The organism is Streptomyces sp. NPDC104307 (genome assembly GCF_055584045.1).
This window is the reverse complement of the sequence record NZ_JBVJMU010000008.1, coordinates 135,869-161,256: the sequence shown is the minus strand read 5'-3', so window position 1 is coordinate 161,256 and position 25,388 is coordinate 135,869. Positions and strand designations below refer to the sequence as shown.

At 72.9% G+C, this 25,388-nt stretch carries 23 protein-coding genes and 6 tRNA genes; 11 read left to right on the top strand and 18 right to left on the bottom strand.

The window, feature by feature from the left end; genetic code table 11:
- The first annotated feature begins 61 nt into the window (after positions 1-61).
- Entirely contained in the window at positions 62-2,551 is a 2,490-nt protein-coding gene (locus ACZ601_RS21850) for an SCO7613 C-terminal domain-containing membrane protein (protein ID WP_469540381.1), read from the top strand.
- Positions 2,552-2,625: 74 nt separating this feature from the next.
- Here the strand turns inward: ACZ601_RS21850 and ACZ601_RS21845 are convergent, their stop codons facing one another.
- Entirely contained in the window at positions 2,626-3,654 is a 1,029-nt protein-coding gene (locus tag ACZ601_RS21845) for a hypothetical protein (protein ID WP_469540378.1), read from the bottom strand.
- A 93-nt stretch (positions 3,655-3,747) separates the two neighbouring features.
- On the opposite strand from ACZ601_RS21845, the gene ACZ601_RS21840 reads away from it, so the two are divergent.
- On the top strand, positions 3,748-4,428 hold the full coding sequence (locus ACZ601_RS21840; RefSeq protein ID WP_469540375.1) for a TetR/AcrR family transcriptional regulator: 681 nt from the start codon (positions 3,748-3,750) through the stop codon (positions 4,426-4,428).
- Positions 4,429-4,544: 116 nt separating this feature from the next.
- Here the strand turns inward: ACZ601_RS21840 and ACZ601_RS21835 are convergent.
- Together ACZ601_RS21835 and ACZ601_RS21830 are read right to left on the bottom strand one after the other, a co-directional pair.
- Positions 4,545-4,616: transfer RNA gene (locus ACZ601_RS21835), tRNA-Val, on the bottom strand.
- A 55-nt stretch (positions 4,617-4,671) separates the two neighbouring features.
- A complete protein-coding gene (locus ACZ601_RS21830; protein ID WP_469540372.1) occupies positions 4,672-5,163 on the bottom strand; it encodes a TIGR02611 family protein in 492 nt (163 codons plus the stop codon).
- 190 nt (positions 5,164-5,353) lie between these two features.
- Here ACZ601_RS21830 and ACZ601_RS21825 point away from each other — a divergent pair, with 190 nt between their 5' ends.
- Entirely contained in the window at positions 5,354-5,767 is a 414-nt protein-coding gene (locus tag ACZ601_RS21825) for an SsgA family sporulation/cell division regulator (RefSeq protein ID WP_003959770.1), read from the top strand.
- Between the two features lie 211 nt (positions 5,768-5,978).
- A complete protein-coding gene (locus ACZ601_RS21820; protein WP_440575801.1) occupies positions 5,979-6,554 on the top strand; it encodes a CGNR zinc finger domain-containing protein in 576 nt (191 codons plus the stop codon).
- A gap of 4 nt (positions 6,555-6,558) precedes the next feature.
- On the opposite strand, the gene ACZ601_RS21815 is transcribed toward ACZ601_RS21820, so the two are convergent.
- From ACZ601_RS21815 to ACZ601_RS21800, 4 genes are all read right to left on the bottom strand, one after another.
- Positions 6,559-6,756, bottom strand: a complete 198-nt coding sequence (locus ACZ601_RS21815) for a hypothetical protein (protein WP_469540677.1) — start codon at positions 6,754-6,756, stop codon at positions 6,559-6,561.
- A 112-nt stretch (positions 6,757-6,868) separates the two neighbouring features.
- Complete coding sequence (locus ACZ601_RS21810; protein ID WP_469540368.1) at positions 6,869-7,840, bottom strand: acetylxylan esterase; 972 nt, start codon at positions 7,838-7,840, stop codon at positions 6,869-6,871.
- Between the two features lie 116 nt (positions 7,841-7,956).
- The gene (locus ACZ601_RS21805) at positions 7,957-8,973 is read right to left on the bottom strand and encodes a LacI family DNA-binding transcriptional regulator (RefSeq protein ID WP_440575803.1); all 1,017 of its coding nucleotides are present in this window, start codon (positions 8,971-8,973) and stop codon (positions 7,957-7,959) included.
- Between the two features lie 209 nt (positions 8,974-9,182).
- Entirely contained in the window at positions 9,183-9,644 is a 462-nt protein-coding gene (locus ACZ601_RS21800; protein WP_469540365.1) for a hypothetical protein, read from the bottom strand.
- Positions 9,645-9,848: 204 nt separating this feature from the next.
- Here ACZ601_RS21800 and ACZ601_RS21795 point away from each other — a divergent pair, with 204 nt between their 5' ends.
- Entirely contained in the window at positions 9,849-10,364 is a 516-nt protein-coding gene (locus ACZ601_RS21795) for a DsbA family protein (RefSeq protein ID WP_469540362.1), read from the top strand.
- Between the two features lie 135 nt (positions 10,365-10,499).
- Here ACZ601_RS21795 and ACZ601_RS21790 read toward each other — a convergent pair whose 3' ends face one another.
- The 3 genes from ACZ601_RS21790 to ACZ601_RS21780 form a co-directional block, all read right to left on the bottom strand.
- Entirely contained in the window at positions 10,500-11,336 is an 837-nt protein-coding gene (locus ACZ601_RS21790; RefSeq protein ID WP_469540360.1) for a GNAT family N-acetyltransferase, read from the bottom strand.
- A gap of 90 nt (positions 11,337-11,426) precedes the next feature.
- Positions 11,427-12,248, bottom strand: coding sequence for an aminotransferase class IV (locus ACZ601_RS21785; protein WP_469540358.1), 822 nt, complete (start codon positions 12,246-12,248; stop codon positions 11,427-11,429).
- Positions 12,245-13,282, bottom strand: a complete 1,038-nt coding sequence (locus tag ACZ601_RS21780) for a chorismate-binding protein (RefSeq protein ID WP_469540666.1) — start codon at positions 13,280-13,282, stop codon at positions 12,245-12,247. Before ACZ601_RS21780 ends, ACZ601_RS21785 begins: the two co-directional genes overlap by 4 nt.
- Before the next feature lie 163 nt (positions 13,283-13,445).
- Between ACZ601_RS21780 and ACZ601_RS21775 the strand changes: the two genes are divergently transcribed.
- The 5 genes from ACZ601_RS21775 (at position 13,446) to ACZ601_RS21755 (ending at position 13,889) form a co-directional block, all read left to right on the top strand.
- Positions 13,446-13,518 (top strand) — tRNA-Gly (locus ACZ601_RS21775).
- Positions 13,519-13,556: 38 nt separating this feature from the next.
- A tRNA-Cys gene (locus tag ACZ601_RS21770) sits at positions 13,557-13,630 on the top strand.
- A 1-nt stretch (position 13,631) separates the two neighbouring features.
- A tRNA-Val gene (locus ACZ601_RS21765) sits at positions 13,632-13,703 on the top strand.
- Positions 13,704-13,722: 19 nt separating this feature from the next.
- Positions 13,723-13,794: transfer RNA gene (locus ACZ601_RS21760), tRNA-Val, on the top strand.
- Between the two features lie 23 nt (positions 13,795-13,817).
- A tRNA-Val gene (locus ACZ601_RS21755) sits at positions 13,818-13,889 on the top strand.
- 109 nt (positions 13,890-13,998) lie between these two features.
- Here the strand turns inward: ACZ601_RS21755 and ACZ601_RS21750 are convergent.
- The 4 genes from ACZ601_RS21750 to ACZ601_RS21735 all read right to left on the bottom strand — a co-directional run bounded on the left by ACZ601_RS21750 (position 13,999) and on the right by ACZ601_RS21735 (position 16,380).
- Positions 13,999-14,289, bottom strand: coding sequence for a TFIIB-type zinc ribbon-containing protein (locus ACZ601_RS21750; protein WP_469540356.1), 291 nt, complete (start codon positions 14,287-14,289; stop codon positions 13,999-14,001).
- A gap of 68 nt (positions 14,290-14,357) precedes the next feature.
- Positions 14,358-15,446 carry a phosphotransferase family protein gene (locus ACZ601_RS21745; RefSeq protein ID WP_469540354.1) on the bottom strand — a complete coding sequence of 363 codons (1,089 nt, stop codon included), beginning with the start codon at positions 15,444-15,446 and terminating at the stop codon, positions 14,358-14,360.
- Between the two features lie 278 nt (positions 15,447-15,724).
- On the bottom strand, positions 15,725-15,934 hold the full coding sequence (locus tag ACZ601_RS21740; RefSeq protein WP_073737491.1) for a hypothetical protein: 210 nt from the start codon (positions 15,932-15,934) through the stop codon (positions 15,725-15,727).
- Between the two features lie 161 nt (positions 15,935-16,095).
- Entirely contained in the window at positions 16,096-16,380 is a 285-nt protein-coding gene (locus tag ACZ601_RS21735) for a hypothetical protein (protein ID WP_371774192.1), read from the bottom strand.
- A gap of 205 nt (positions 16,381-16,585) precedes the next feature.
- On the opposite strand from ACZ601_RS21735, the gene ACZ601_RS21730 reads away from it, so the two are divergent.
- Positions 16,586-17,884, top strand: coding sequence for a serine/threonine-protein kinase (locus tag ACZ601_RS21730; protein WP_469540351.1), 1,299 nt, complete (start codon positions 16,586-16,588; stop codon positions 17,882-17,884).
- Positions 17,885-17,897: 13 nt separating this feature from the next.
- Here ACZ601_RS21730 and ACZ601_RS21725 read toward each other — a convergent pair whose 3' ends face one another.
- From ACZ601_RS21725 to cbiE, 4 genes are all read right to left on the bottom strand, one after another.
- Positions 17,898-18,716 (bottom strand): TrmH family RNA methyltransferase, encoded by an 819-nt coding sequence (locus tag ACZ601_RS21725; protein WP_024490659.1) that lies wholly within the window; start codon positions 18,714-18,716, stop codon positions 17,898-17,900.
- Between the two features lie 64 nt (positions 18,717-18,780).
- The gene (gene cobA / locus ACZ601_RS21720; RefSeq protein WP_469540347.1) at positions 18,781-20,037 is read right to left on the bottom strand and encodes a uroporphyrinogen-III C-methyltransferase; all 1,257 of its coding nucleotides are present in this window, start codon (positions 20,035-20,037) and stop codon (positions 18,781-18,783) included.
- A 271-nt stretch (positions 20,038-20,308) separates the two neighbouring features.
- Positions 20,309-23,701 carry a nicotinate-nucleotide--dimethylbenzimidazole phosphoribosyltransferase gene (cobT, locus tag ACZ601_RS21715; RefSeq protein WP_469540345.1) on the bottom strand — a complete coding sequence of 1,131 codons (3,393 nt, stop codon included), beginning with the start codon at positions 23,699-23,701 and terminating at the stop codon, positions 20,309-20,311.
- 333 nt (positions 23,702-24,034) lie between these two features.
- On the bottom strand, positions 24,035-25,273 hold the full coding sequence (gene cbiE / locus ACZ601_RS21710; RefSeq protein ID WP_469540343.1) for a precorrin-6y C5,15-methyltransferase (decarboxylating) subunit CbiE: 1,239 nt from the start codon (positions 25,271-25,273) through the stop codon (positions 24,035-24,037).
- Between the last annotated feature and the right edge of the window lie 115 nt (positions 25,274-25,388).

The window sequence follows — 25,388 nt, the reverse complement described above, 5'->3', positions numbered from 1 at the left end:
GCCCGGGAACTGAGTATCCGTGCGCATGCCCCCTCGCTTGACCGCCACCACACTCGCGTTCATGGAACATCTGCCGCCGCCCACCGAGGAATTGGCGCTCCTCGACCGTGAGCTCGCCGGGCTGGACCTGCGCCGGTCCCAACTGCTGCACCGCCGCGCCTGGCTGCTGAACGCCCTGCGAGCGCCCGGCCCGATGACCGCGCCTCCCGCGCCCGCGTTCGCGGCGCCGTTCCCGGCGCCGGTCCGGCCGTCCGCCGCGGTCCGCACCGGGGGTGCGCAGAACGTGCTGCTCACCCTCGGCGGACTGCTGCTGACGGTCGCGGCGATCGCGTTCACCCTGGTCAGCTGGGGTCAGATGGGGATCAGCGGCCGCACGGCGGTGCTGGCGACCCTGACGCTCGCGGCGCTGGCCGCCCCGGCGGCGCTGCTGCGCCGGGGACTGTCCTCGACGGCAGAGGCGCTCGCCGCCCTCGCGTCGGTGCTGATGGTGCTGGACGCCTTCGCGCTGCACGAGCTGGCCGCGCCGGGGACGGGCGGTCTCGCCTTCGCCGCGACCGCTTCCGCGGTGCTGTCCGCACTGTGGGCGGGGTACGGACTGCTGCTCGGGCGGCTGCGGCTGCCGTTGCCCGCCTCGGTGCTCTGCGCGCAGTTGCCGTTGCTGCTGTGGGCGTGCGCGGAGCGGGCGGACGCCCTGGTGTTCTCCGCCGCGCTGCTGGCGACGGCGGCGCTGGACTGCGCGATCGCCGTGTGGGGCAAGGGAGTAGCGGTACGGGTGACGGCCTGCGCCGCGCTCTGCGCGACCGGTGGCACGGGACTGCTGATCGCGCTGGGGAAGTCGCTGGCGGCCGATGCGCCGTCAGGCGCGGTGCTGCCGGGGACTCTGCTGCTGGCGGGGGCGGCGATCGCGCTGTCCGGGGCCCGCCGGGCGCCGGTGGCGGCCGCGGTGGCCGGTGGTGTGGTGGCCGGTCTGGCGGCGGTGGCGGCCGTCGGCTCCGTGGTGGCCCCGGGGGTGCCCGGTGGCTGGGTGATGCCGGTGTATCTGCTGTGCGGCGGGGCGCTGTTGGCGGGTGTACGGGCTCCGCTGGGGCGTCCGGCCGGGCAGGGGTTGGTGTGGGCGTGCGGGGCGGTCACGGCGGGCTCCGTGCTGTTCTCGCTGCCGCCGGTCGCGGTGTCGCTGGTGGGTCCGGTGTCGCGGCTGGGCCGGGTGTGGGCCGGTGCGCCACGGGGCGGTGCCCGGGGTGCGGTGGGTGCGACGGGGCTGCCATGGACGGAGATGGGCGCGGCCCCCGTCGTCCTGCTCGTGGTGGCCGGGGCGCTCGCGGCGGCGTACCGGTGGTGGGAGGCCGTGCGGCGGTGGGCCGGGCCCGTACTCTCCCCCGGCCCCTCGGCGCGGGGTGCGGTCGGGGCCGTGGCTCCGGTGCTCGGCTGGGCGGGGATCACCGTGCTGCCCGCGGCACTCGACGTCTCGTACGCGGTGGCTGTCGCCGTACAACTGCTCCTGATCGTGGGCGTGTTCGCGGTGGCGGTGGGCGGTCTGCGGCGCGGGGCGACGGGCGTGGCGCTGACGGCTTCGGTGTGCGGGGCGGTGGGTGCGGTGGACGTGGCGCTGCTCTCGCTCGCCTCCGAGCCGGCGACCTATGCGGTGTTCGGAGCGCTGCTGGTGCTGGGCGCGGCTGCGGCGGTCGCGCTGGACGCTCACGTGGCAGGGAGCCCGCGGCAGGGCCGGGTGGTGGCGGCCGTGCGGGCGGTGGCGGCGTGCGCGGCGGTGGGCTGCGCCGTGGTGCTGACGGTCGCGGGCGGCGCCTCGCTGGGGCTGGCCGCGCACCGGGCGGCTCCGCTGGTGCTGGTGGTCCCCGCGCTGACCGTGCTGCTGGGCGCCCGGCTGAAGGCGCACGCGGTCGCGTTTCCGGTGGAGCTGGCCGGCGGTGCGGCGGCGGTACCGGCCGTCGTCATGGCTGCGGGCGATCTGCCGTCCCTCGCTCTGGTGCTGTCCCTGTGCGCGGTGCTGGCGGCGGGCACGGCGTTGCGTCCGGAGCGGCGGCCGGTGGCCGGGTATCTGGCGACGGCGCTGTTCCTGGCGGCCGCCTGGGTCCGGCTGTCCGCGTCCGGGGTGTCCTCCCCCGAGGCGTACACCCTGCCGGTGACCGTCGCGGCGCTGGTGATCGGCGTGCTGCGCCGCCGCCGAGACCCGGCCGCGTCGTCGTGGACGGCGTACGGGGCGGGCCTGGCGGCGACGCTGGTGCCTTCACTCGTCGCCGCCTGGGCCGATCCGCACTGGCTGCGGCCGCTGCTGCTCGGCGCGGCGGCCCTGGTGATCACGCTGGCGGGGGCGCGGTGGCGGCTCCAGGCGCTGCTGGTGCTGGGCGGTGCGGCGCTGGCGCTGGACGCCGTGCACGAGCTCGCGCCGTACGTGGTGCAGGTGGCCGGCGCACTGCCGCGCTGGGTCGCTCCGGCGCTGGCCGGGGTGGTGCTGCTGGCGGTCGGGGCGACGTACGAGAAGCGGCTGCGCGATGCCAGGCGGCTGCGGAACGCCCTGGGCCGGATGCGGTGAGGTGACCGCGGGGTGCGAACCGGCCGTGGACGGGGATCCGGAGAACCGGGCCCGAGTTCCCGATCCGGCGGGGGTCAGCCGCCGCGGTAGTGGTCGGCAACCGCGGCGAAGGCTGCCTTGGGCTCCCAGGGCAGATCCGGATACGTATCGCCGTGGCGGCCTTCGAGGATCTTGACGATGCCGAGGCTGGCGAGGTCGAGGTCGTCGCGGGGATCGCCGTCAGGCCGGTGCGGCAGGCTGTAGAGAGCGAAGAGGAACACGAAGGCGCTGTCGACACCCTCGCTGTCGAAGATCTCCAGCAGCTCGCTCAGGTAGGCCGCTTGGCCGGCTTCGTCCCGCTCGTACTCCCCGTTCAGCCGGAGCGGAGCGCCGGTGGCTTCGTCGGTTTCGAGGATCTCCATGCTGCGGGGTGCGACGTCGCCCGCGCCGCGCCAGGTGGCGGTGCCGAAGCCGGTGATGGCGACCGGTTTGGGCTGTGCGACCAGGCTGCGCACGGCGTCCCGGAACCGGTCTGCCACCTCCGCGGACCGGATGAGTTCGAAGGTCGTGAAGTCGAACAGGTCCCAGTCGACGGCTTCGAACTGGATGGCGGCGTACGTGACCTTGCCGTGGAAGCGCTCGCGGACCAGCGCCACGGCTTCACGGAGGAAGGCGTTGAGGCGGGTGCCGACCACGGCGAATCGCTCGGGCCTCAGGGCCGGGTCACCCAGGAGCCAGCCGATCCGCTCTTCGGTGCTGCCGCCTTCGAGGAAGCCGTGGTTCATGACGCTCAGCTCAGCGCCTGTGACGAACACGACCTCGGCTCCCTGCGACCGGAGTCGCTCGGCCCGCTCCGCGCAGTCGGCGAACAGCGTGAGGATCTCATCGGCCGTCAGGTCCAGCGGATACGGCGAAAACCAGATCTCCAGGCCGAGTTCGGCGGCGAGGCCGGCGGCGAGGTCCAGGCGATCCGGGTCACCGCCGGTGAGGTGGACCGCGGTGCAGTGGAGATCGTCGCGGATGACGGTCAGCTCCTTCTTGACCAGGTCGGGGTCGAAGCACTCCCGGGAGCTGCCGCCGTTGCGGATGAAGCCGGTGTCGTAACAGATGCCTTTGGCCCGCATGTCTCTGTCCTCTCGGTCGGGGCTTGAGCGTAGAAGCAAATATTGCGTGCGCGCAAGTTTGCGCGCACGCACCTCGACTGGGATAGTGCGGGGGTGACAGCAGGGCAGAACGGACTGCGTGAGCAGAAGAAGCAGGCCACCCGGGTGGCGTTGCGTGAGGCGGCACTGCGGCTGGCGCTCGCGCATGGGCCCGGCAACGTCCGCGTCGACGACATCGCGAAGGCGGCCGGGGTCTCACCGAGGACCTACAACAACTACTTCTCCAGTCGCGAACAGGCGATCGTCGCCGCCGTCACCGCCGAACGGGAATCGCGAGTCGTCGCGGCGGTGGCGGCCGCGCCCGCCCACGCCCGCCTCGCAGACGTCCTGACCGAAGCGGTCCTGGAGCAGTACACCGAACCACGTGACCGCGACGAGCTGCTGCTGATCATCGCCAGCCCCGCGCTGCGCGACACCTTCCTCGACACCACCGCGGCGATCGAACACCCCCTCGCCACCGCGATCGGCCGGCGCCTCGGCGGGACCGGCACGCCCACCGCCCGCGTGCTCGCGGCGAGCGTGGCCGCCGCTGTCCGGATCGCACTGCGGGAGTGGCTCCGGCCTCCGGCGGCACCCCTCGCGGCCGGTGGGCTCGTCGTGCCGTCCGGCTCACTGGCAGAGCCGCTCCGCTCCGCACTCGCCGTACTCGCGCCCGCACTCGACGCCGCCGAGGAAGAGGCACAGCCAGGCGCACGTCAGTCGGCCCGTGCCGCCGATGACGCGGCTTCGACGTAGCGCGGCGGCTCCCGCACCGGCGGCGAGGCGGTGAGGCGGCGAGATAGCTGAACAGCGCATGCGAAAACGCCGATGGCCCGGAAGCTTCAGGAAGCTTCCGGGCTATCGGTCCGGGGTGGGCGATACTGGGTTCGAACCAGTGACCTCTTCGGTGTGAACGAAGCGCTCTCCCACTGAGCTAATCGCCCCGGGCGCAGGCCAAACATTACCCCATGTCAGCGGCGTCCCCCGACCAGCTCCGGGTCACTCGTGGATCTTCCACGGCATGACGATTCCGAACTTCCACACATAGACCCCCACCAGCACCGCGACGATCACCAGGCCGATCACGGTGAGCGCGATGTTCCGCCGCCGGACCTTGGGATCGAGGGCCCGCTTGGCGGCCTCCGTGACCTTCCGCCGCGTCCAGCGCAGCACCAGCTGGGCCCAGACGAACTCGGTCGCCCAGATCGCCATGCCGCCGAAGATCACCAGCCAGCCGGGGCCGGGCAGCGGCAGCATGATGATGCCCGCCACCACCACGGCGAGGCCGACCAGGAACACTCCGACCTGCCAGCTCAGGTGCAGCGCCCTGGACGCCTTGATGAACCCGGGCGCCCTGGAGCCGAGCTCCGGACCCTCCTCCGTCGCATCCCGCGTGGCGTCCCCCGCCACATTTCCAGCCACGTCCCCCGTCGCGGGCGCCGGATCCGCCGCTGCGACGACCCCGTCCCGCTCGTCACTCTCCGCATTCATGGGGGCCAACCTACCGGAACGGCTCCCGTCACTGGAATGGCCGCATAACCCAAAGTTACACACCGCTGTACGAGCTACCTGAAGGATCACAAAACGGTCAGAGGGGTTTACAACGCCACCGTAGGTGGCATGTCGATTTCGCCGACGTGCGAATCCCCGAGCGCACACTGAGCGAAAGGCCCTGGCGCTTATGAACACCACGGTCAGCTGCGAGCTGCACCTGCGCCTCGTTGTGTCGAGCGAGTCCTCACTGCCTGTACCCGCGGGCCTGCGGTATGACACGGCCGATCCGTATGCCGTGCACGCCACCTTCCACACCGGAGCGGAGGAAACGGTCGAGTGGGTTTTCGCCCGCGACCTCCTTGCCGAGGGGCTGCACAGGCCCACCGGCACCGGAGACGTCCGCGTCTGGCCATCCCGTAGTCACGGCCAGGGCGTCGTCTGTATCGCACTGAGCTCCCCAGAGGGCGAAGCGCTGCTGGAGGCCCCGGCACGGGCCCTGGAGTCGTTCCTGAAGAGGACCGACGCCGCGGTCCCGCCGGGTACCGAGCATCGTCACTTCGATCTCGATACGGAGCTCTCACACATCCTGGCGGAAAGCTGAGCCAGGCCGAGAACTGCACGACGCCGTCCGACTCGGGGAGACGGCGTCGCGCGGACAACCTCATACGGCGGAAACCGGCGCCGTCACCACGGAATCCACCGTGGTGACGGCGCCGGTCCGCGTGCACACGCCCCCGCGCACCGCTGCCGTGCCAGTAGAGTCATCCGGCATCGGTGGGCGCCCCGCCCGCCGGAGGCCAGGGAGCGAATGCGTGCTGATCCCACACGACACCCGGATCGCCCTCGACACGGTGGTCGCTCTGGTGAACACCGCGCCCGAGAGCGCGCAGCCGCAGGAGGGAGCGCCGGCCGACGGGCTCGCCGGCATCCCCGCGCTCCACGCGTTCGCCGCCCGCCACCGGATGAGCGGGGTGACCGAGCTCGACGAGAAGGACCTGCGGGCCGTGCACGACGTACGGGCCCGGTTCGCGGCGGTCTTCGCCGCGCCGGACGCCCGGACCGCCGCCTCGCTCGTCAACTCCCTGGTCGCCGCCGCGGGCACCACGCCGCAGCTCAGCGACCACGACGGCTACGACTGGCACGTGCACTACTTCGCGCCGGACGCCTCGATCGCCGACCACCTGGCCGCCGACTGCGGGATGGCCCTCGCGTTCATCATCGTGGCGGGCGAGACGGAGCGGCTGCGGCGCTGCGAGGCGCCGGACTGCCGGCACGCCTTCGTCGACCTCTCCCGCAACCGTTCCCGTCGCTACTGCTCCAGCCGCACCTGCGGTAACCGCTTGCACGTCGCCGCGTACCGGGCGCGCCGCCGGGAGGCGGCCGACTGACCCCTCACAGCACTAAGAGATCGTGCAACGCAGCCATCAGCAGCAGGCCCCCGACCACCGTGAGGAAGATCATCAGAGGGGGCTGGGAAAGCGCGAAGAGGCAGCCACGCGGCTCTTCGGCGGGGGGTGCGGGGGCGTCGCCCCGGGAGGTGTCCACCATCTCGGGACGATCATGACGCAGGCCGGCCCCGTTGGCGATCAACACTCGTCTTTATGACGGCAGTTCACCCCTCACGTGGTGGCCGAAATCGCTCCGGCGTCCGATCCCCCATCACATATTCGGGACCGCCCCGCACTCCCCCGCCGCGTCGCCGTCAGTCCAGGTCCCGCAGCATCCGCAGCTGCACCGCCTGGTGGGGCGAGCCGCCGCCCTCATGACCGTTCCAGGGGTAGACCTCGATCTGCTTGGGGCCGGCCCAGTGGTTGTAGGCGGCGAAGACGGTGGACGGCGGGCAGACGGCGTCCATCAGCGCCACCGAGTACAGCGCGGGCACCGTCGCCCGAGCGGCGAAGCTGACGCCGTCGAAGTACGAGAGGGTCCGGAACACCTGCTCGGAGAAGCCGTTCTGGGCGGACAGGAAGCGGACGATCTCCTGGTACGGGTCCCGGTCCGTGAGCTCCACGGCGCGCCGGTAGTGCGTCAGGAACGGTACGTCGATGAGGGCCGCCTTGACGTGGGGGCTGAGCCCCGCCACCGCCTGCGCGATGCCGCCGCCCTGGCTGCCGCCGTGCACGACGATCCGGTCCGCGTCGACGGCCGGGTGGGCACGGGCCACCTCCACGGCGCGCACCGCGTCGGTGAACACCCGGCGGTAGTAGTACTCGTCGGGGGCGAGGATGCCCCGGGTCATGAAGCCGGGCGACTGCGGGTTGCCGCCGCCGTGCGGGTCCGCGGTGGAGCCCGGCGCTCTGTTGCTGACGGCGCCCTGGCCCCGGGTGTCCACGAGCAGGGTGGCCCATCCGGCGGCGGGCCAGACCAGGTGGTCGTGCGGCAGCCCGCGCCCGCTGCCGTACCCCAGGTAGTGGACGACGGTGGGGAGCGGGCCCTCGGCACCGGCGGGCACGTTCAGCCAGGCGCGTATGCGGTGGCCGCCCCAGCCGGCGAACGACACGTCGTGGGACACGACGTTGCTCAACGCCGCGTCGTACACGGTGAATTCCGCGTCCAGCGGATGGGCGGCCGCCTCTTCGAGGGTGCGCCGCCAGAAGGCGTCGAAGTCGTCGGGTTCAGCGACCTCCGGGCGGTAGGAGCGGAGTTGGTCCAGGGGCAGGTCGAACAGGGGCACGGCGTCTCCGTTTCGGGCAGGCTGAGGAAAACGGCACAGGTGTGGCGCACAGGTGACTGGCACGAGTGAACGGATCAAGGAAACAGCACCGCGCGCGACGGGCCGCGCGGGGGGGCTCAGCGCGGGGTGGAGCTCGACGCGCGTACGACGAGTTCCGGCTGGAGCACCACGCTGCGGTGCTCGTGGCGGCCGTCGTCGTCCGCCTCCTCCAGCAGGAGTTCGGCGGCCATCCGGCCCATCACTACGGCGGGCTGGCGGACCGAGGTGAGCGGCACGGCAGCGGCGGCGGCGAACTCGATGTCGTCGTATCCGACGATGGCGATGTCCTGCGGGACCCGTACACCGGCCGCGTAGAGGGCCTGCAGCACGCCGAGGGCGAGCAGGTCGTTGGCGCAGAACACGGCGGTGGGGCGCGGCACCAGGCCGAGCAGCCGGGCTCCGGCGTCGCGTCCCGCCGCCACGTCGAGCCGGTCGGAGGGGATCTCCACCAGGGCCTCGGGCTCCAGTCCGGCCTCGGCCAGGGCGGACAGCGCGCCGGTGCGGCGGTCCCTGATCTGGTGCAGGTCGCCCGGTCCGCTGACGTAGGCCACCGAGCGGTGCCCGGCGGAGATCAGGTGCCCGACGGCCAGGGCGCCGCCCCGCACGTCGTCGACGGAGACGGCGCAGGTCCCGGTGCCGGGTGCGACCCGGTCCACCAGGACGTAGGGAATCCGGTGGCGGCTGAAGGATTCGAGGTTGCGGCCGGTCGCGTCGGCCGGTGTGACCAGGACGCCGCAGACCCGCTGTTCCGCGAAGAGGCCGAGGTATTCGGCCTCTTCCGCGGAGCTCTGGCCGCTGTTGCAGACCATCACGCCGAGGCCTGCCCGCCGGGCGGCGCGCTCGGCCCCACGGGCGATGTCGACGAAGAAGGGGTTGCCCATGTCCAGGACGAGGAGGGCCATGATCCGGCTGCGTCCCGCCCTGAGCTGGCGGGCGGACTCGCTGCGGACGTAGCCGAGGTCCGCGATGGCCGCGAGCACCCGCGCCCGGGTCTCCGGGAGTACGGTCTCCGGCCGGTTGATCACATTGGAGACCGTGCCCACGGAGACCCCGGCCTGCCGGGCCACATCCTTGATCCCTGCCACACGCGCCACTTGTGTCCTGCCCCACTGGTGCCCTTGGCCGCGCTGGTCCAGCGGCGTCACCCCATCGTACGGACGGCGTGAGTGAATTGATTCAATCCGGTCGGGACGCTAGCCCTGATCCGCGAACACCGTCAAGGATCATGCGTGAATCGATTCAGACGGTACGGAGCACCGAGTGCCGGTCTCCGGGCACCAGTCGGGGGCGAACCCGGCGCCCCTCAGATGCCGTGCTTCTTCAGGATCGCCTCGATGTCGCTGAAGTCGTCGCCCGATCCGCTCGCCGCGGCCTGCTTCTTCGGCCTCTCCCGCTGCTGCGGCTGGGCCGCAGGGGAGCCGGCCCCCAGCGACGGCGCCGAGGCGGCCGGCTCCACCGCGCCGTCCCGCGCGGCACGGGCGGCGGCCTTGCGTTCCTTGCGGGTGCCGCCCGTGCGCCGTTCGACCGCGCGGGTCGTGATGAACAGCAGCCAGGCCACGCCCAGCAGGCCGAAGCCCAGCCAGACGCTCGGATTGAAGGCGATGTCCGTGACCCACTCGACGACACCGGTCAGCACCAGACCGACCGGGACCAGGGAGTAGGCCGCGATCCTGGTCGCCGCGAGGAAGCGCTTCCGGTACGCGGTGACGGCGGCGATGCCCAGGCCCGCCGCGGACGCCGCGGAACAAATGGTCTCGGCAAGCATCGGTGCCTCCAGGCGCAGGGGAAACGTCCCTTCCATCCTGCACCTGTCCATGGGCCCGGGGCCACGCCCGGAGCCCACTTCAGGGACATATCAGGGCCGGGATCCTCCGCAGGTGCCGTGCGGACGGACAACCGGGGCCGTACGCGCCGGTACCTGCCCGGATGCCGGTCGGGACTCGCCCCCGCACCCTGGGAGACTGGTCCCATGAGTGACTCCACCCCCGCAGCGCCGGTCGTTCTCGACATCTGGTGCGAGCTCCAGTGCCCCGACTGCCACCACGCCCTCACCGATGTGCACGCCCTGCGGGCCCGGTACGGCGACCGGATCGAGGTGCGGCTGCGGCACTTCCCGCTGGAGAAGCACAAGCACGCCTACGCCGCCGCACAGGCCGCGGAGGAGGCCGCGGCGCAGGGCAGGGACTGGCCGTACATCGAGGCGGTCCTCGCCCGCACCGCGGAGCTCGGCCGGACCGGCGAGCCGCTGCTGATCGAGGTGGCGGAGGAACTCGGACTGGACGCGGAGGAGTTCGACACCGCCCTGATCGACGGCCGGCACCTGCTGATCGTCGACGCCGACCAGGCGGAGGGCAAGGCGATCGGGGTCACCGGCACCCCGACCTATGTGATCGGCGGAGAGCGGCTGGACGGCGGCAAGAGCCAGGAGGGTCTGCGCGAGCGGATCGAGGAGATCGCCGACCGGCTGCTCTCCGGACAGAGCTGAGCCCTCCGGGGGCTCCTCGCACGCCCCGGCGGGAGCCTCCGGACGCCGCGAGGAGCCACCGGAACCCACGGAAGCCTTCCGGACCCCGCGAGGAGCCAGCGGAACCAGCAGAGGCCTCAGAGGTCCGGCGCGGGGCTACAACTGCTTGGCCAGGTTGTACCGGGTCGGCTCGTAACCCAGCGACTCGTACAGCCGGACCGCCGGGATGTTGGCCGTGACCACGTGCAGGCCCAGTCGGTCGTGGCCCGCCGCCAGCGCGATCCGCTCCGCCTCGGTCATCAGCGCCCGCCCGTACCCCCTGCCCCGGAACTCCTCGTGCACCTCCACGTCGAACACGTAGCCGACGAGCACGCCCGGGTGCATCTCGAACCGGGCCACCCAGACGTGCCCCACGGTCCCGCTCTCGTGGATCAGGAGGTGCAGGTGGGCGCCCTCGGTCGCCAGGCCGTCCGGAAGGTGCCCGGCGTGGGAGGCGCGGGCGGCCGGCAACGCGGCCTCCGCCGGGATTCCCCGGGTGACCAGGCTTTCGGCGTACCCCGCGATCGCACTGCCCTCCCACCGGGCGAACTCGTCGGGCGACATCGGGCGTGCGGTCAGCCCGTCCGGCAGGGCCGGAGGAACCGGTGGCAGTGACTTGATCATGTTCCTGCCGCGCTCGGTGTACCCGAGTGCGGCGGTGAGCCGCCGCGCCGGGACGTCGGCGGCGCCGACATCCGTACGCACCTGAACGCAGCCCCAGCCGCGCAGCACCTCCTCGGCCGCCAGCGCGGCGATGGTCCCGCGGCCACGTCTGCGGACGGGTTCGTCGATCCGCAGGGATCGCAGCACGCCCGCCCCGCCGGCCGAACCCGGCTCGACGGCGATCTCGACGGCGCCGACGGGGCGCCCGTTGTCGCACACGTCGTACGCGCGGTCCCGTGCGCCGTCGGCGCCTTCGTGTATCGGCCCGGAGGGCCGCAGTGTCGTGGTCATCTCGGGATTTCTATCCCCCTGACGCGACGTCGTCATCCGCTTTTACGAGCGCCCGTTCACGCGCCCCGACGACGTGTCCCCGGACACCGGCTACGGGTCCAGGTCCTCGCCGGCCCGCTCGTCGAAGACGCTCATGGCCTTGGCGGTCACCGGACCGGGAGCTCCGGGCAGCTCCCTGCCGTCGACCCGGTGGACGGCCTGGATGTCGCGGAGCGTGGAGGTGAGGAAGACCTCCTCGGCCCGTTCCAGTACGTCGAAGGGCAGTTCGGTCTCCTGCGCCCCTGTCCACTCCACCGCCAGGGCCCGGGTGATCCCGGCCAGGCAGCCCGAGGCGACCGGCGGGGTGTGCACCTGCCCGTCGAGGACGACGAAGACATTGGAGCCGGTGCCCTCGCAGAGCTGTCCGACGGTGTTGGCGAAGAGCGCCTCTGTGGCGCCGCGCTCGTGGGCGCGGGCGAGCGCGACGACGTTCTCGGCGTACGAGGTGGTCTTGAGCCCGGTGAGCGCGCCGCGTTCGTTGCGCGTCCAGGGGACGGTGATGACCGCCGTGGTGTCCGGGCGGCGCTTCACCTCCCCGAGCGCGACGACCAGACCGGGTCCGGCGGTACCCCGGTCGGAGCCGAGCGGCGAGATGCCTCCGGTGTACGTGATCCGGAGCCGGCCGAGGGCGGCGGGGTTGGCCTCGATGACGGCGGCGCAGGCCCGGCGCACCTCGTCCTGGTCGGGCGCCGGCAGGCCGAGTCCGCGGGCGGAGCGGGCCAGCCTGTCGAGGTGCCGGGTGAGTGCGAAGGGCTTGCCGCCGGTCGTCCTGACCGTCTCGAAGATGCCGTCGCCCACGGTGAGCCCGTGGTCGAGCACGGACACCCGTGCGTCATCGGCGTCGCGCAGTTCGCCGTTGACCCAGATCCTCATGGTGCGGTCCTTCCGGTTGCTTCGTATGCGCCCGACGCTACCGCGAGCAGCCTGGACGCCTTGAGTTCGGTCTCGTCCCATTCCCGTTCCGGATCCGACCCCCAGGTGATGCCGGCGCCGGTGCCGAAGCGCAGGACGGGGGCGGCCCCGGTGCGGTCGGTCCAGAAGGTGCGGATGCCCACGGCGAGCGAGGCGGTGGCGCGGTCGGCGTCCACCCAGCCGATGCCACCGCAGTACGGGCCGCGCGGGGCGGTCTCCAGCTCGCCGATGATCCTCAGCGCACTGGCCTTCGGGGCGCCGGTGACCGAACCGGGCGGGAAGGCCGCGTCGAGGATCTCCGGCCAGCCGGTCCCCTCCGCCAGCAGTCCGCGCACCGTGGAGACCAGGTGGACGAGGCCCGGGTGCTTCTCGACCGCGCACAGATCGGGAACGGTGACCGATCCGGTGGCGCAGACCCGTCCGAGGTCGTTGCGGACCAGATCGACGATCATCACGTTCTCCGCGTGGTCCTTCTCCAGCAGATCGTCCTCCGTGCGGCCGGTGCCCTTGATCGGTCCGGACTCCACGGTGCGGCCGTCCCTGCGGAGGAACAGTTCGGGGGAGGCGGTCGCGATCTCCACGCCGTGCGCGGGCAGCCGGATCGTTCCCGCGTACGGGGCGGGGTTGCCGCGCGCCAGCAACGCGGTGAGGGCGTCCACGTCGGCCGCGGACGGGTCCGGCAGCCGGGCCGTCATCACCCGGCAGAGGTTGGCCTGATAGACCTCGCCCGCCGCGATGTACGCGCGGATCCGGCGCACGGCGGCGATGTACGCGGCGCGGTCCAGCGACGAGTTCCAGTCACCGGCGGCGGGCCCGTGCCAGCCGCCCGGCACCGGGGCGGGCACGGCGGCGGTGCGTACGGTGGCGAAGCGGGCGCAGGTGAGCCGTCCCTCGAAATCGGCGGAAACGGCCCAGAACCCGGACGAGTCGAGGGCTGCTGGGTCGCTGGTCACATCCCGCAGATCGGAGGCGACGAGGCCGCCGAAGCGGGCCATTGGGGCAAGGTCGTGCACGTCGGTGAGTCTAGGACGGCCCGCGGTGACCTGCGCCGGGGCGAGTGCACCTCAGCACGCTGCACAAACGCGTTTTTGTACTGGCCCCGGAATCCGCTAGAGTTCATCACGTCGCCGGGACGCGCAAGTGAACCGGAACCGACAAGCGGACGTAGCTCAGTTGGTAGAGCGCAACCTTGCCAAGGTTGAGGTCGCCAGTTCGAACCTGGTCGTCCGCTCGCAGAAGGTGGGGGATCTTTCCCGAACCCCCATCCCTGGTGGAGTGGCCGAGAGGCGAGGCAACGGCCTGCAAAGCCGTCTACACGGGTTCAAATCCCGTCTCCACCTCCAAGGACGATTAGCTCAGCGGGAGAGCACTTCCCTGACACGGAAGGGGTCACTGGTTCAATCCCAGTATCGTCCACCGGTCCGCGAGGACCCCCGCGCGATTAGCTCAGCGGGAGAGCGCTTCCCTGACACGGAAGAGGTCACTGGTTCAATCCCAGTATCGCGCACGCAGTACACGCAGGGTCACCCTGCGCGATTAGCTCAGCGGGAGAGCGCTTCCCTGACACGGAAGAGGTCACTGGTTCAATCCCAGTATCGCGCACAGCCCGAAGCCCCGGTCGTCTCGACGACCGGGGCTTCGTCGTTGTCGTACGCGGCCGTGTCGTGGCCCGGCCGGATGCTGTCCGGGCCACGACGCGGGGCGAACCGGGTCAGGACGAGAAGAGCATCCGGCCGAAGCTCTTCTGCCGGTAGTGACCGTGGTGGCCGCCGCCGTGGTGCTGCTGGTGCGGAGCGCCCCAGGCGGGTGCGGGGGCGGCCGGGTAGGCCTGCGGTGCGGGCGGCGGGGGCGGAGCCTGCTGCGTCCACTGCGCTTCCATGCGGGTCAGGGACTCCAGCTCGCCGTAGTCCAGGAATATCCCCCGGCAGCCGCTGCACTGCTCGATCTGAATGCCGTTGCGGTTGTACGTGTGCATCGGTGCGTGGCACTTGGGACACTGCATGTTCGGGCTCACTCCTCGCCGTCGGTTAGCCGTCGCCGGAATGCGTGCCCGCCGACGGTCGGTTCACCCTACGACGCGTTTCCGGTGGCCAACTCGGGTGGGAGAGTAGCAATTCGGGCACAGCTCCCGATCATCATCTGTTCCACCTCATCCGGATCCCGGCCCTCCGCCGCCGACTTGGCGAGGGCCAGTGCGGCGGTCTGAACGGTCAGGGCGCGGGCGGCGACGTCCAACTCCGGCCAGGGGTCGCCGTCCGGGGGCAGCGCGGGCCCGCCGGCAGCCCGGTAGGCGCCCAGGAAACGGAACCAGACCTCGGGCGGCAGCAGCCCGGCCGCGTACCAGGCGGCGGGCCTGGCCAGGTCCCAGGCGGCGTCACCGATGCCCGCGTCGTCGACGTCGATCATCAGCCAGCGGCCGCGCGGGGCGGGATACCGGACGAGCTGGCCCAGGTGCAGATCGCCGTGGCAGAGGAAGCGGGCGCGGTCCGAGGGGGCGGGGGTCTCGGCACGCGCCCAGCCGGGCAGCCGCTGCCAGGCCGCGAGCACCGGCCCGGTGGACGGGTCACCGGGACGCGCCGCCCGCATCCGGTCCACGGCGAGCGCCGCCTTCGCGGGCCCCCGCATGACCGGGAGCGCGGGAACCGCGACACCGGGAGCCGGAGGCGCGATGCCGGGAGCCGGAAGACCGTGAGCCGGAAGACCGTGAGCCGGAAGCGGGGTGCTGTGGAGTCGGGCCAGGAGCGCGGCGGCCTCCTCCCACGGTGCCGCGTCCGGGTCACCCGGGTCCACGGGCTCTCCGTAGGGCCACAGGGTGACCGGGCGGCCGTGCAGCTCGGTGAGGTACGGCGACGGCCGGGCGGGACGCTCTGCGGCCGTCACGGGGGCTGCCGGCGGCCGTGCGGGCACGGGAAGGGGCGCGAGCAGGACGTCCGCCAGGGCGGGGAGGGCCGACAGCCGGAGGCGGGCGGCCAGGTCGGCGGTGTCCGTTCCGGGAGCGTGGGCCTTGGCGACGACCGCGCCGCTGCGGACCACGGTGCCGTCCGCCCGGTCTGCCAGCACGAGGGGCGGCGGGCAGTCGCAGCCGGCCGGGGCGGGGCTGTGGGCGTGGGCCGCGTCGTGGGCGAGGGCGCCCAGCGCACGTACGACTGCGGTGGTCACGGTCTCCCCCGGTGGCGCAGGATCTGCGGGCCCGGCCGGCGCCGCACCCGCCGAGGAGCGTACGCGGGCCGCCCGCACCGGTCACTCTCCGGGCTCCGCCCCATGTGAAGAGCCCGGTGGCTCGAAGACGGCGGCCCCTCAAGGACCCCGGACAGCGCGATGTCCGGTCAGCTCCCCAGCTGACCGGACAAACGCTGCCGTCCGCCGCACCCCCGTCCCCACGGGGTTGTTGGCCGGATGTCCCGGTCCGAACCGCTCTTCCGGACCCGGGGCGCCGCTCAGCGCCCCAGCATCACGCCCACGGACGACGCCTGTGTGACCACCGCGTCCCAGCCGCCGAAGACGACTACGAGCAGGGCCGCCAGAGGAAGAACCATGGCCGTCGCCACCAGCGGGTGGCGCTTGCCGGACGACGGACGGCTGCCGAACGAGGCGTACGCCTTACGTCCCTGCGTGCGGATCATGGTCCGCGCTGCCGTGTCCGCCATGGTTCCTCTCCTGACCTGATGTGGAGCGGCGGGCGTTTGGCCTCGGGGGACGAGTGCGACGCCCGCCGCACAACTTCAACATTAGGGATTCGGCCGACGGGCGGCGTCATGCCCGCGTACCGAATGCCGGGCCTCCCGGAGGATGAGCCGGCGGTGGTCGGCTACTCCCCTGGGTGGAGACCGGCCCGGCGGACCTTGGGGTCATCCCCGAGGGGACGCTCGGAAGCGTCCTCCCTGGGTACCGGTTGTTCGACCAGGGCCAGCACCCTGGTCGCCATGAAGCGGGCGGTGCGCACCACTGATCCGTTCCTGGTGACTTCACTCACTTCGACCACCCCCCGACGGACCGCTGTCTCCACCCGGCGACCCGCTCTGGAGGCCACTACTTCGTAGGTACGGGTCGTGTCCCCGGCGTCCACGACTATCTCGACTCGATCGCCCTTCACTGATCCAATCCCCCTTCTGCGACGGACCTTTGAGATCTCGCACGGGCCGGGGAGCCTGGATCTGCGGCTCCCTGACCACTCCTCAATTCTGGCACCCGGCACTGACAATCGATTCGGCGGCGAGGGCGCGGCCTCTGAGCACCCCGGGCGGCGGGTACGTAAGCTGTGCCTCGTCAGGCGGACCAGGCAGCGGGGATGGGCAGACATGGCGATGATGCGGCTCCGGCGCGAGGACCCGCGTGTCGTCGGTTCGTTCAGGCTTCACCGGCGGCTCGGGGCGGGCGGCATGGGTGTCGTCTACCTCGGTTCCGACCGGCGCGGCCAGCGGGTGGCGCTGAAGGTGATCCGCCCGGACCTGGCGGAGGACCAGGAGTTCCGCTCGCGGTTCGCCCGCGAGGTGTCCGCCGCCCGGCGGATCCGCGGCGGCTGTACGGCCCGGCTGGTGGCCGCCGATCTGGAGGCGGAGCGCCCGTGGTTCGCCACGCAGTACGTCCCGGGGCCCTCGCTGCACGACAAGGTGGCCGAGGAGGGCCCCCTGTCGGCCGCGGAGGTGGCTTCGATCGGGGCGGCGCTCTCCGAGGGTCTGGTGGCCGTGCACGAGGCGGGGGTCGTCCACCGTGACCTCAAGCCGTCGAACATCCTCCTCTCCCCCAAGGGCCCGCGGATCATCGACTTCGGGATCGCCTGGTCGACCGGCGCCTCCACCCTCACGCATGTCGGTACGGCGGTCGGATCGCCCGGCTTCCTCGCTCCCGAGCAGGTGCGGGGCGCGGCAGTGACGCCGGCGACGGACGTCTTCTCGCTCGGCGCCACGCTGGCGTACGCGGCGATGGCCGATTCACCGTTCGGGCACGGCAGTTCCGAGGTGATGCTCTACCGCGTGGTGCACGAGGAACCGCAGTTGTACGACGTCCACGACGCGCTCGCCCCGCTGGTGAGCGCCTGTCTGGCGAAGGACCCGGAGGAGCGGCCGAGCACGCTCCAACTCTCCATGCGGCTCAAGGAGATCGCCGCGCGGGAGGCGCAGGGGCTGCACGAGAGCCGGCCCCCGGCCCAGCGCTCCGCCCAGGAGGCGGACCGGCCGACCGGCCGGCTCGACGGCCCGTACACCGAGCAGCAGACCCGCCGCGCACCCGGCCCCGCCCCGTTGTCGCGCCCGCAGAGCCGGCAGAGCGCGCCGCCGCGTCCCTCCTCGCCGCGCACCGGGGGTTCGCGCCCGGAGCGTCAGCCGCGCGGCACGACGGGTTCCGGGAAGCGGTCGCAGGGCGCGAACGGGACGAAGGGCAGGCAGGGCACCCGGCCCGGGACGCGTTCGACCTCGACAGGACGGCGTCCGGCCAATCCCCGGCTGCTGCGGCAGCGGCTCGTGGTCTTCGTCGTGGTGACGCTGCTGGTGGCGCTGGGTATCGCGGCGGCCCAGGGCTGTCAGGGGCCGGCCCGCGGCCTCGGTGCGGGCCAGAGCCAGAACCCGGGCCAGAGCCAGGGCCTGAACGAGCAGTGGTAGCCGCCGGAGCCCTTCAGCTCTCTGGGCGGCCGGTGGCCACCGCGTAGAAGGCGACGGCGGCCGCCGCGCCCACGTTCAGCGAATCGACGCCGTGGGCCATCGGGATCCGTACCCATTCGTCGGCGGCGACGAGGGCCTGGGTGGACAGTCCGTCCCCCTCTGCCCCGAGCATCAGGGCCACCTGGTCCATCCGGTGCGGCGCCGCCTCCTCGATGCTGCTGGCCTTCTCGTCGGGCGTCAGGGCGAGCAGCTTGAAGCCCGCCTCCCGTACGGTCTCCAGCGCCTTGGGCCAGGTGTCGAGCCGGGCGTACGGGACGGAGAAGACCGCGCCCATCGAGACCTTGACCGAGCGCCGGTACAGCGGGTCGGCGCAGTCCGGTGAGAGCAGGACCGCGTCCATGCCGAGAGCGGCGGCGCTGCGGAAGATCGCCCCGATGTTCGTGTGGTCGTTGACGGCCTCCATGACGACCACGCGGCGGGTGGTGCGCAGCAGTTCGTCGGCGGCGGGCAGCGGTTTGCGCTGCATGGAGGCCAGGGCGCCCCGGTGCACGTGGTAGCCGGTGACGCGCTCGGCCAGCTCCGGGCTGACCGCGTACACGGGGGCCGGTACCTCGTCGATGACGTCGCGCATCAGGTCGACCCACTTCGCCGAGAGCAGCATGGACCGCATCTCGTACCCGGCCTGCCTGGCGCGTCTGATCACCTTCTCGCCCTCGGCGATGAAGAGGCCCTCCGCGGGCTCTCGCCTGCGCCGGAGCTCGACGTCCGTCAGGCCGGTGTAGTCGCGCAGTCGGGGGTCGTCGGGGTCGTCGACGGTGATGAGATCAGCCACAGGTTGATACTGCCTTGTCCGGTGTGTGGTGCCAACGGTCTGGAGGAAGATCCGTTACCGATGGTTACTCGGCGGAACTTCCGGTGCCGGCCGTCCCGACCGCGACGACGTCACCGATGACGATGACGGCGGGCGGGCGCACGTCCTCGGCCTCGGCCCGCTCGCCGACGGTCGCGAGCGTCGCGTCGACGCGGCGCTGGGCGGCCGTGGTCCCTTCCTGGACCAGCGCGACCGGGGTCTCGGGGTCCTTGCCGTGGGCGATGAGCGCGCGGGCGATGGCGCCGATCTTGTCGACGGCCATCAGGAGGACCAGGGTGCCGCGCAGCCGGGCGACGGCCGACCAGTCGACCAGCGAACGCTCGTCTTCGGGGGCGACGTGGCCGCTGACCACGGTGAACTCATGGGCGACCCCTCGGTGCGTGACCGGGATACCGGCCGCGCCCGGCACCGAGATCGAGCTGGAGATGCCGGGGACGACGGTGCAGGCGATGCCCTCCGCGGCGAGCGCCTGGGCCTCCTCCATGCCGCGCCCGAAGACGAACGGGTCGCCGCCCTTGAGCCGGACGACCGCCTTGCCGGCCTTCGCGTGCTCGATCAGCGCGTTGTTGATCGCTTCCTGCGCCATGTAGCGGCCGTACGGGATCTTCGCGGCGTCTATCACCTCGACGTGCGGGGGGAGTTCGTCCAGCAGGTCGCGCGGGCCGAGCCGGTCCGCGATGACGACGTCGGCCTCGGCCAGGAGCCGGCGGCCTCTGACGGTGATCAGGTCGGGATCGCCGGGGCCGCCGCCGACCAGGGCGACGCCGGGGGTCCTGGTGCGGTGGTGGGGTGCGGCGAAGGTGCCGTCGCGCAGGCCCTCGACGATGGCGTCGCGGACGGCGGCGGAGTGGCGCGGGTCGCGGCCGCCCTGCCCGTCGGTGGTAAGCACGGCGACGGTGATGTCCTCGCTGCGGCCGGTGGCGGGGGTCCAGGCGGTGGCGGCGTCCGCGTCGTCGCTGCGGACGCACCAGGTGCGGGTGCGCTCGGCCTCTGCGGAGGCGGCGTCGTTGGCCGCGGTGTCGTCGGACGCGATGAGCGCGTACCAGGTGTCGGTGAGGTCCCCGTCGGCGTACGCCCGGCGCTCCCAGCGGATCTCGCCCGCGTCCGCCATCGCCTCGACGGACGCGGTGGCGGAGGGTGACACGAGGACGATGTCCGCGCCTGCCGCGATGAGGGCGGGGAGGCGGCGCTGAGCGACCTGGCCGCCACCGACGACGACTACGCGGCGCCCGCTCAGGCGCAGTCCGACGGGGTACGCGGGGTGAACGGCGTGCTCGGCCATGGCGGTGCGGGCTCCTCGTGCGGTGCGTGTGCTGCGGCGCCGCTGCGGCGGTGGAGCGGCTGTGACGTGCGGGTTCACGATACGGGGTCGACCGGACGTCGGGTCCGACCCGGGGCTCCGCCCCGGACCCCGCGCCTCAAACGCCGGCGGGGCTGGTTTTTGCCCCTGCAAGGCTGGATGGTGCGCCTGCGGCGGGCCGATCAAGCCTCTCCGGCGATTGAGGAGCGGGGGTCCCGGGGGCAGCGCCCCCGGGACCCCCGCGGACAGCGTCCTACTTCTCCGTGACGCCCGCCGAGTCGAACGTCGCCACCTCGTGCATCGCGCGGGCCGCGCTCTGCACGATCGGCAGCGCCAGCAGTGCGCCCGTACCCTCGCCGAGGCGGAGGTCCAGGTCGACCAGCGGGCGCAGGCCCAGCTTGTTGAGCGCGGCGACGTGGCCGGGCTCGGCGCTGCGATGGCCCGCGATGCAGGCGGCCAGGGCTTCCGGCGCGATGGCACGGGCCACCAGGGCCGCGGCGCCCGCGCTGACGCCGTCGAGGATGACCGGCGTACGGAGCGAGGCCCCGCCGAGGAGGAATCCGGCCATCGCCGCGTGCTCCAGGCCGCCGACGGCAGCGAGCACGCCGATCGGGTCGGCCGGGTCGGGCCGGTGCAGTTCGAGAGCGCGGCGGACCACGTCGACCTTGCGGGCGTGCATCTCGTCGTTGATGCCGGTGCCGCGGCCGGTCACCTCTGCCGCGTCCATCCCGGTGTACACGCAGATCAGGGCGGCAGACGCCGTCGTGTTGGCGATGCCCATCTCACCGGTGAGCAGGCCCTTGTTGCCGGCCGCGACCAGATCGCGGGCGGTCTCGATACCGACCTCGATCGCCGCGAGGACCTCCTCGCGGGTGAGCGCGGGGCCGGTGGTGAAGTCGGCCGTCCCGGCGCGCACCTTGCGGGGCAGCAGTCCGGGCGTCGCGGGCAGTTCCGCGGCCACCCCGACGTCGACCACGCACACCTCGGCGCCGACCTGGGCCGCGAAGGCGTTGCAGACCGCGCCGCCGCCGAGGAAGTTGGCGACCATCTGGCCGGTCACCTCCTGGGGCCACGCCGTGACGCCCTGGGCGTGCACCCCGTGGTCGCCGGCGAAGATCGCGACTGCGGCGGGCTCCGGGACCGGCGGCGGGCACATCCGGGAGAGCCCGGACAGCTGCGCCGAGATGATCTCCAGCATGCCGAGCGCACCGGCCGGCTTGGTCATCCGCTTCTGGCGTTCCCAGGCCTCGCCGAGCGCCTTGGCGTCCAGCGGCCGGATGTTGGAGATGGTCTCCTGCAGCAGGTCGTGCGGCTCCTCGCCGGGCAGGGCGCGGCGGCCGTACGTCTCCTCGTGGACGACCCACGACAGCGGGCGGCGCTTGGACCAGCCCGCCTGCATCAGCTCGGGCTCCTCCGGGAACTCGTCCACGTAACCGACACAGAGGTACGCGACGACTTCGAGGTGCTCGGGCAGGCCGAGTGAACGGACCATCTCGCGCTCGTCGAAGAAGCTGACCCAGCCGACGCCGAGCCCCTCGGCCCGTGCGGCGAGCCAGAGGTTCTCGACGGCGAGCGCCGAGGAGTAGGGGGCCATCTGCGGCTGGGTGTGCCGGCCCAGGGTGTGGCGGCCGCCACGGGTGGGGTCGGCGGTGACGACGATGTTGACCGGGGTGTCGAGGATCGCCTCGATCTTCAGTTCCTTGAACTGCTTGGCCCTGGCCTTGGGGAGCGACTTTGCGTACGCGTCGCGCTGGCGCTGCGCCAGTTCGTGCATGGAGCGGCGGGTCTCCGCAGAACGGATGACGACGAAGTCCCAGGGCTGCGAGTGCCCGACGCTGGGCGCGGTGTGCGCCGCCTCCAGGACCCGCAGCAGGACCTCGTGCGGGACCGGGTCGCTGCGGAAGCCGTTGCGGATGTCGCGGCGCTCGCGCATGACGCGCAGGACGGCCTCGCGCTCGGCATCGTCGTAACCGGGCGCGGGGGGCGAGGTGACGGGCGCCTCCTCGGCCGGAGCCTCCGCGTCGACCTCGACCACGGTCTCGGTCTCGGTCTCGGTCTCGGTCTCCGGGAGAGCCTCGCGTACTTCAGCGGGTGCCTCAGGCGCGTCCACGGTCTGGATGTCGTCCACCGGCTCCGGCTGAACGGGCTCCAGCCGTACGGGCTCCGGGGCGTTCTGCGGTACGACCGGCTCGGGCTGTTCGGCGACGGGCTCGGCCTCGGCCACCTGGACAGGCGTGGCTTCCGTGCTGTCCGTCAGGTCCGGGGTCTCGATGACCTCGGGACCCGTCTCGGCCTCCGGCACGGGCTCCATGGCGAACGTCCGGACCTCGGGCTCGGCCTCCACGACCGCCTCGGGCTCGGCCGGCTGTTCGACGACGGGCACCGGGGCCGGGTGCGTCGCGGTCGGCAGCGAGCCCACCGCAACGAACCGGCCCAGCGAGGCACCGTCCGGCACAGGCTCCACAGGCGGCACGTCGACCGGAGCCGCGTGGGCCGGAGCCATGTCGGCCTGAGCCGCATCGGCCGGAGCCATGTCGTTGGGGGCTACGTCGTTGGGCGCTACGTCTGTGGGGGCCGCGTCCACGGGAGCCGCGTCCACGGATACCGCCTCCGCCGGTGCCGCCTCCGCAGGCGCTGCGTCGACCACAGCCTCGACCGGTGCCGGTACGGGCTGGGTCTCCGGCTCCGGCAGGGCCTCGACCGGAACCTCCGTCGGCACCGGAACGGCGACGGGCTCCTCGGCCACAACCGGCGCGGGCTCGACGGACACGGCGGCCGGCACGGGCTCCGCGGGCGCCTCCGGGACGACCGTTTCTGCTTCTGGCCGCAGATCCTGAGCCACCGCCGGCCCGGCTTCCACGGCGACCGGCGTGGCGGCCTGCTGCGGTGCCCGGCCCGCCCACTGGTTCCCCTGCGGGGGGATCTCGCCGAGCTGCGGGCCCGGCAGCGAGGCCGATTCCTCGGCCGTCATCTCGAAGTACTCGGGTTCGGCCGTGACCGGTCCCGCGTGCCGTGCGGGCGCGGGAGCCGGAGCGGACGGCTGGGTCTGGGCCTGCGGCGCGCCCGCAGGGCCCCGGTCCGCGAGCGAACGGACCACGCCGCCGCCCGACGTGCCGCCGTAGCCCGGCTCGGGCGAGGCCGGTCCGCGGTGCAGCGGCCGGCGCACGGGCGCTTGGGTCTGAGCCTGGGCCACCGGCACCTGGGCCGGTGCCGGCGCGGGAACGGGCGACGGGATGCGGACGCCGCTGAGGTCTACGGAGCCCGAATCGCGGCCGCCGGACTCGTGGGTCCCCTGGCCGGTCCGCGGCAGCGGCTCGGCGGGAGCGTGCATCGCGTACTCGGGCACCTGGACCCGCGCCTGCTCCTGGAGCTGCACGGGGCCCTGGGTCTGCAGGGGGCCCTGCGCCTGCGCCAGATGATCGTCGCCCGGCGGCCGCGACGAGTAACCGCCCTGCTCGGGCAGGGCGGCCTGCGGCTCGCTCCAGGCGCCCTGGGGGCTGGGCATCAGCAGAAGGTCGTCGTCCTCTGGCGCCTGCTCGGAGGGATCGAGGAAGGTGTAGCCGTCCGGGGCGGGGACGCCCGGCTGCTCCACCATGCCCGCGTTCTCCGGCAGTCCCTCGCCCGGGATCCGGCCGGTGTCACTCATGCGTACCCCTCGCCCATCGTCAGTGCTCCTTCGGCCCTTCGCCCGGGTCGCCCGAACACGGCACACAGGCGCTCGTCCAGTGGAACGAGCCGGCGCGCCGCGCGGCACGAAACGGTCGCGGACATACTGCATTCTCGCGGTCGTTCGCCGCCGCGGCAGCTCATTTCGCCACGGCTCGCTGTGGACTGCGCCACGTTGCGCGTCCCCCGGTTCCGCCGTACCACAACGGGGGCCAAAACGGTCCCCTTTTCCGGACATTGACGAACGAAGCGACGATGATCCGGGCGCGGTGCAACGATCGGCCAGCCTACCTCCCGCCGTGTACCGACAGGGTCAGGGGGCGAGATCCGAACGCAGTGCGGACAGCAGGAAGACGACCGAGCGTTCGCGCTCCGACCATGCGGACGTGTCGAGTTCGACGGACTGCAGGAGCGAGCAGGCGACCGTGTATCCGTTCTCGGTGAGGGCGGCGCCCAGTGCCTCGGCCTCGTCCCGGGTCGAGGCGTGGGTGACGATCCGCTCCGGCCTGCGGTCCGCGACAGCGGTGACGACGGGGACGCCGCCGCCCCCGATCCGTACGACATCGGGCTCTGGCAGCCTCTCCAGCACGTGCGGGGCGCGGCCCTCGACCACCTGGAGCTGGACTCCGAAGGCCCGCGCCGCCGCCGCGGTGCGGTCGCAGGCGTCCCGGTCGCTGTCCACGGCGAGGACCGCGGCGCCGAACCGGGCCGCCTCCACCGCCAGGGCGCCGCTGCCCGAGCCGATGTCCCAGACCAGGTCGCCGGTCCGGGGTCCGAGGTGGGCCAGCTGAGCGGCGCGCAGCCCGGGGGTCTCGCCCTCGCCGCCCTCCGCCACGGGTTCCGCTCCCTCGCCCCGGTAGGCGCCTGCGGGCAGCGCCCAGCCGCGTACGCCCTGGGGGTAGGCGGGGTGGCGGCCGGCGATCCACGCTCCGTCGGCCCGCTGTTCGGGGCCGCCGCCGATGACGATGACGACGTTGGGGTCGCGCCAGACGTGGTCGGCCGCCTTCTCCGAGGTGACGACGGTGACCTGTTCGCGGGTGGTGCCGAGCTCCTCGCAGATGACGAACGTGCGGTGGACGCCTTCGAGCAGCAGGGCCAGTTCGGCGGGGCCCGCGCCGGGCGAGGTCAGGACCGCGACCTTGTGGTGGGCACGGCACACGTTCACCGCGCGGCGCAGGGTGCGGGGGTGGGCGACGACGGTCTGGGCGTCCTCCCACGGCATGCCGGCGCGGGCGAAGGCGGTGGCCACGGCGGAGACGGCGGGCACCACTTCGACTTCGAGGCCGTGCTCGGGCGCGCGCAGACTGCGTACGACTCCGAAGAACCCCGGATCGCCGTCGGCGAGGACCACGGCGCTGCCCCGGTGGCCGGCGATCCGGCGGGCGGCCAGGTCGATCGAGCCGAGCCGGATCCGTTCCGCGCCGTGCGGCACTTCGGGCAGTGCGAGGTGGTGGGCGGCTCCGGCGACGAGCGTGGCGGCCGAGAGCGCGGCGGTGGCCACTCGGCTGAGTGGTGAGCCGTCCCAGCCGATCACTGTGACCCGGTCGGCCATCTGTCGTCAGTCTCCTGGAGTCGGGTCGGTGCAGGCGGGGATGGTCGCCCCGGGGCGGGCACGGCGGGATCACCCGGCCGGTGCCGGTGCGGTGCGGTGCGGAGCCGGGGAGGGG

Excerpts from the sequence above, each read along its gene's own strand:
- ACZ601_RS21790 (WP_469540360.1), bottom strand. The coding sequence starts at position 11,336 with ATGACCACGACACTGCGGCCCTCCGGGCCGATACACGAAGGCGCCGAC.
- ACZ601_RS21825 (WP_003959770.1), top strand. The coding sequence starts at position 5,354 with ATGAACACCACGGTCAGCTGCGAGCTGCACCTGCGCCTCGTTGTGTCG.
- ACZ601_RS21750 (WP_469540356.1), bottom strand. The coding sequence starts at position 14,289 with ATGCAGTGTCCCAAGTGCCACGCACCGATGCACACGTACAACCGCAAC.
- ACZ601_RS21795 (WP_469540362.1), top strand. The coding sequence starts at position 9,849 with ATGAGTGACTCCACCCCCGCAGCGCCGGTCGTTCTCGACATCTGGTGC.
- cobT (WP_469540345.1), bottom strand. The coding sequence starts at position 23,701 with ATGAGTGACACCGGCCGGATCCCGGGCGAGGGACTGCCGGAGAACGCG.
- ACZ601_RS21785 (WP_469540358.1), bottom strand. The coding sequence starts at position 12,248 with ATGAGGATCTGGGTCAACGGCGAACTGCGCGACGCCGATGACGCACGG.
- ACZ601_RS21740 (WP_073737491.1), bottom strand. The coding sequence starts at position 15,934 with ATGGCGGACACGGCAGCGCGGACCATGATCCGCACGCAGGGACGTAAG.
- ACZ601_RS21830 (WP_469540372.1), bottom strand. The coding sequence starts at position 5,163 with ATGAATGCGGAGAGTGACGAGCGGGACGGGGTCGTCGCAGCGGCGGAT.
- ACZ601_RS21845 (WP_469540378.1), bottom strand. The coding sequence starts at position 3,654 with ATGCGGGCCAAAGGCATCTGTTACGACACCGGCTTCATCCGCAACGGC.
- ACZ601_RS21780 (WP_469540666.1), bottom strand. The coding sequence starts at position 13,282 with ATGGCCCGCTTCGGCGGCCTCGTCGCCTCCGATCTGCGGGATGTGACC.
- cbiE (WP_469540343.1), bottom strand. The coding sequence starts at position 25,273 with ATGGCCGACCGGGTCACAGTGATCGGCTGGGACGGCTCACCACTCAGC.
- ACZ601_RS21730 (WP_469540351.1), top strand. The coding sequence starts at position 16,586 with ATGGCGATGATGCGGCTCCGGCGCGAGGACCCGCGTGTCGTCGGTTCG.
- cobA (WP_469540347.1), bottom strand. The coding sequence starts at position 20,037 with ATGGCCGAGCACGCCGTTCACCCCGCGTACCCCGTCGGACTGCGCCTG.
- ACZ601_RS21850 (WP_469540381.1), top strand. The coding sequence starts at position 62 with ATGGAACATCTGCCGCCGCCCACCGAGGAATTGGCGCTCCTCGACCGT.
- ACZ601_RS21800 (WP_469540365.1), bottom strand. The coding sequence starts at position 9,644 with ATGCTTGCCGAGACCATTTGTTCCGCGGCGTCCGCGGCGGGCCTGGGC.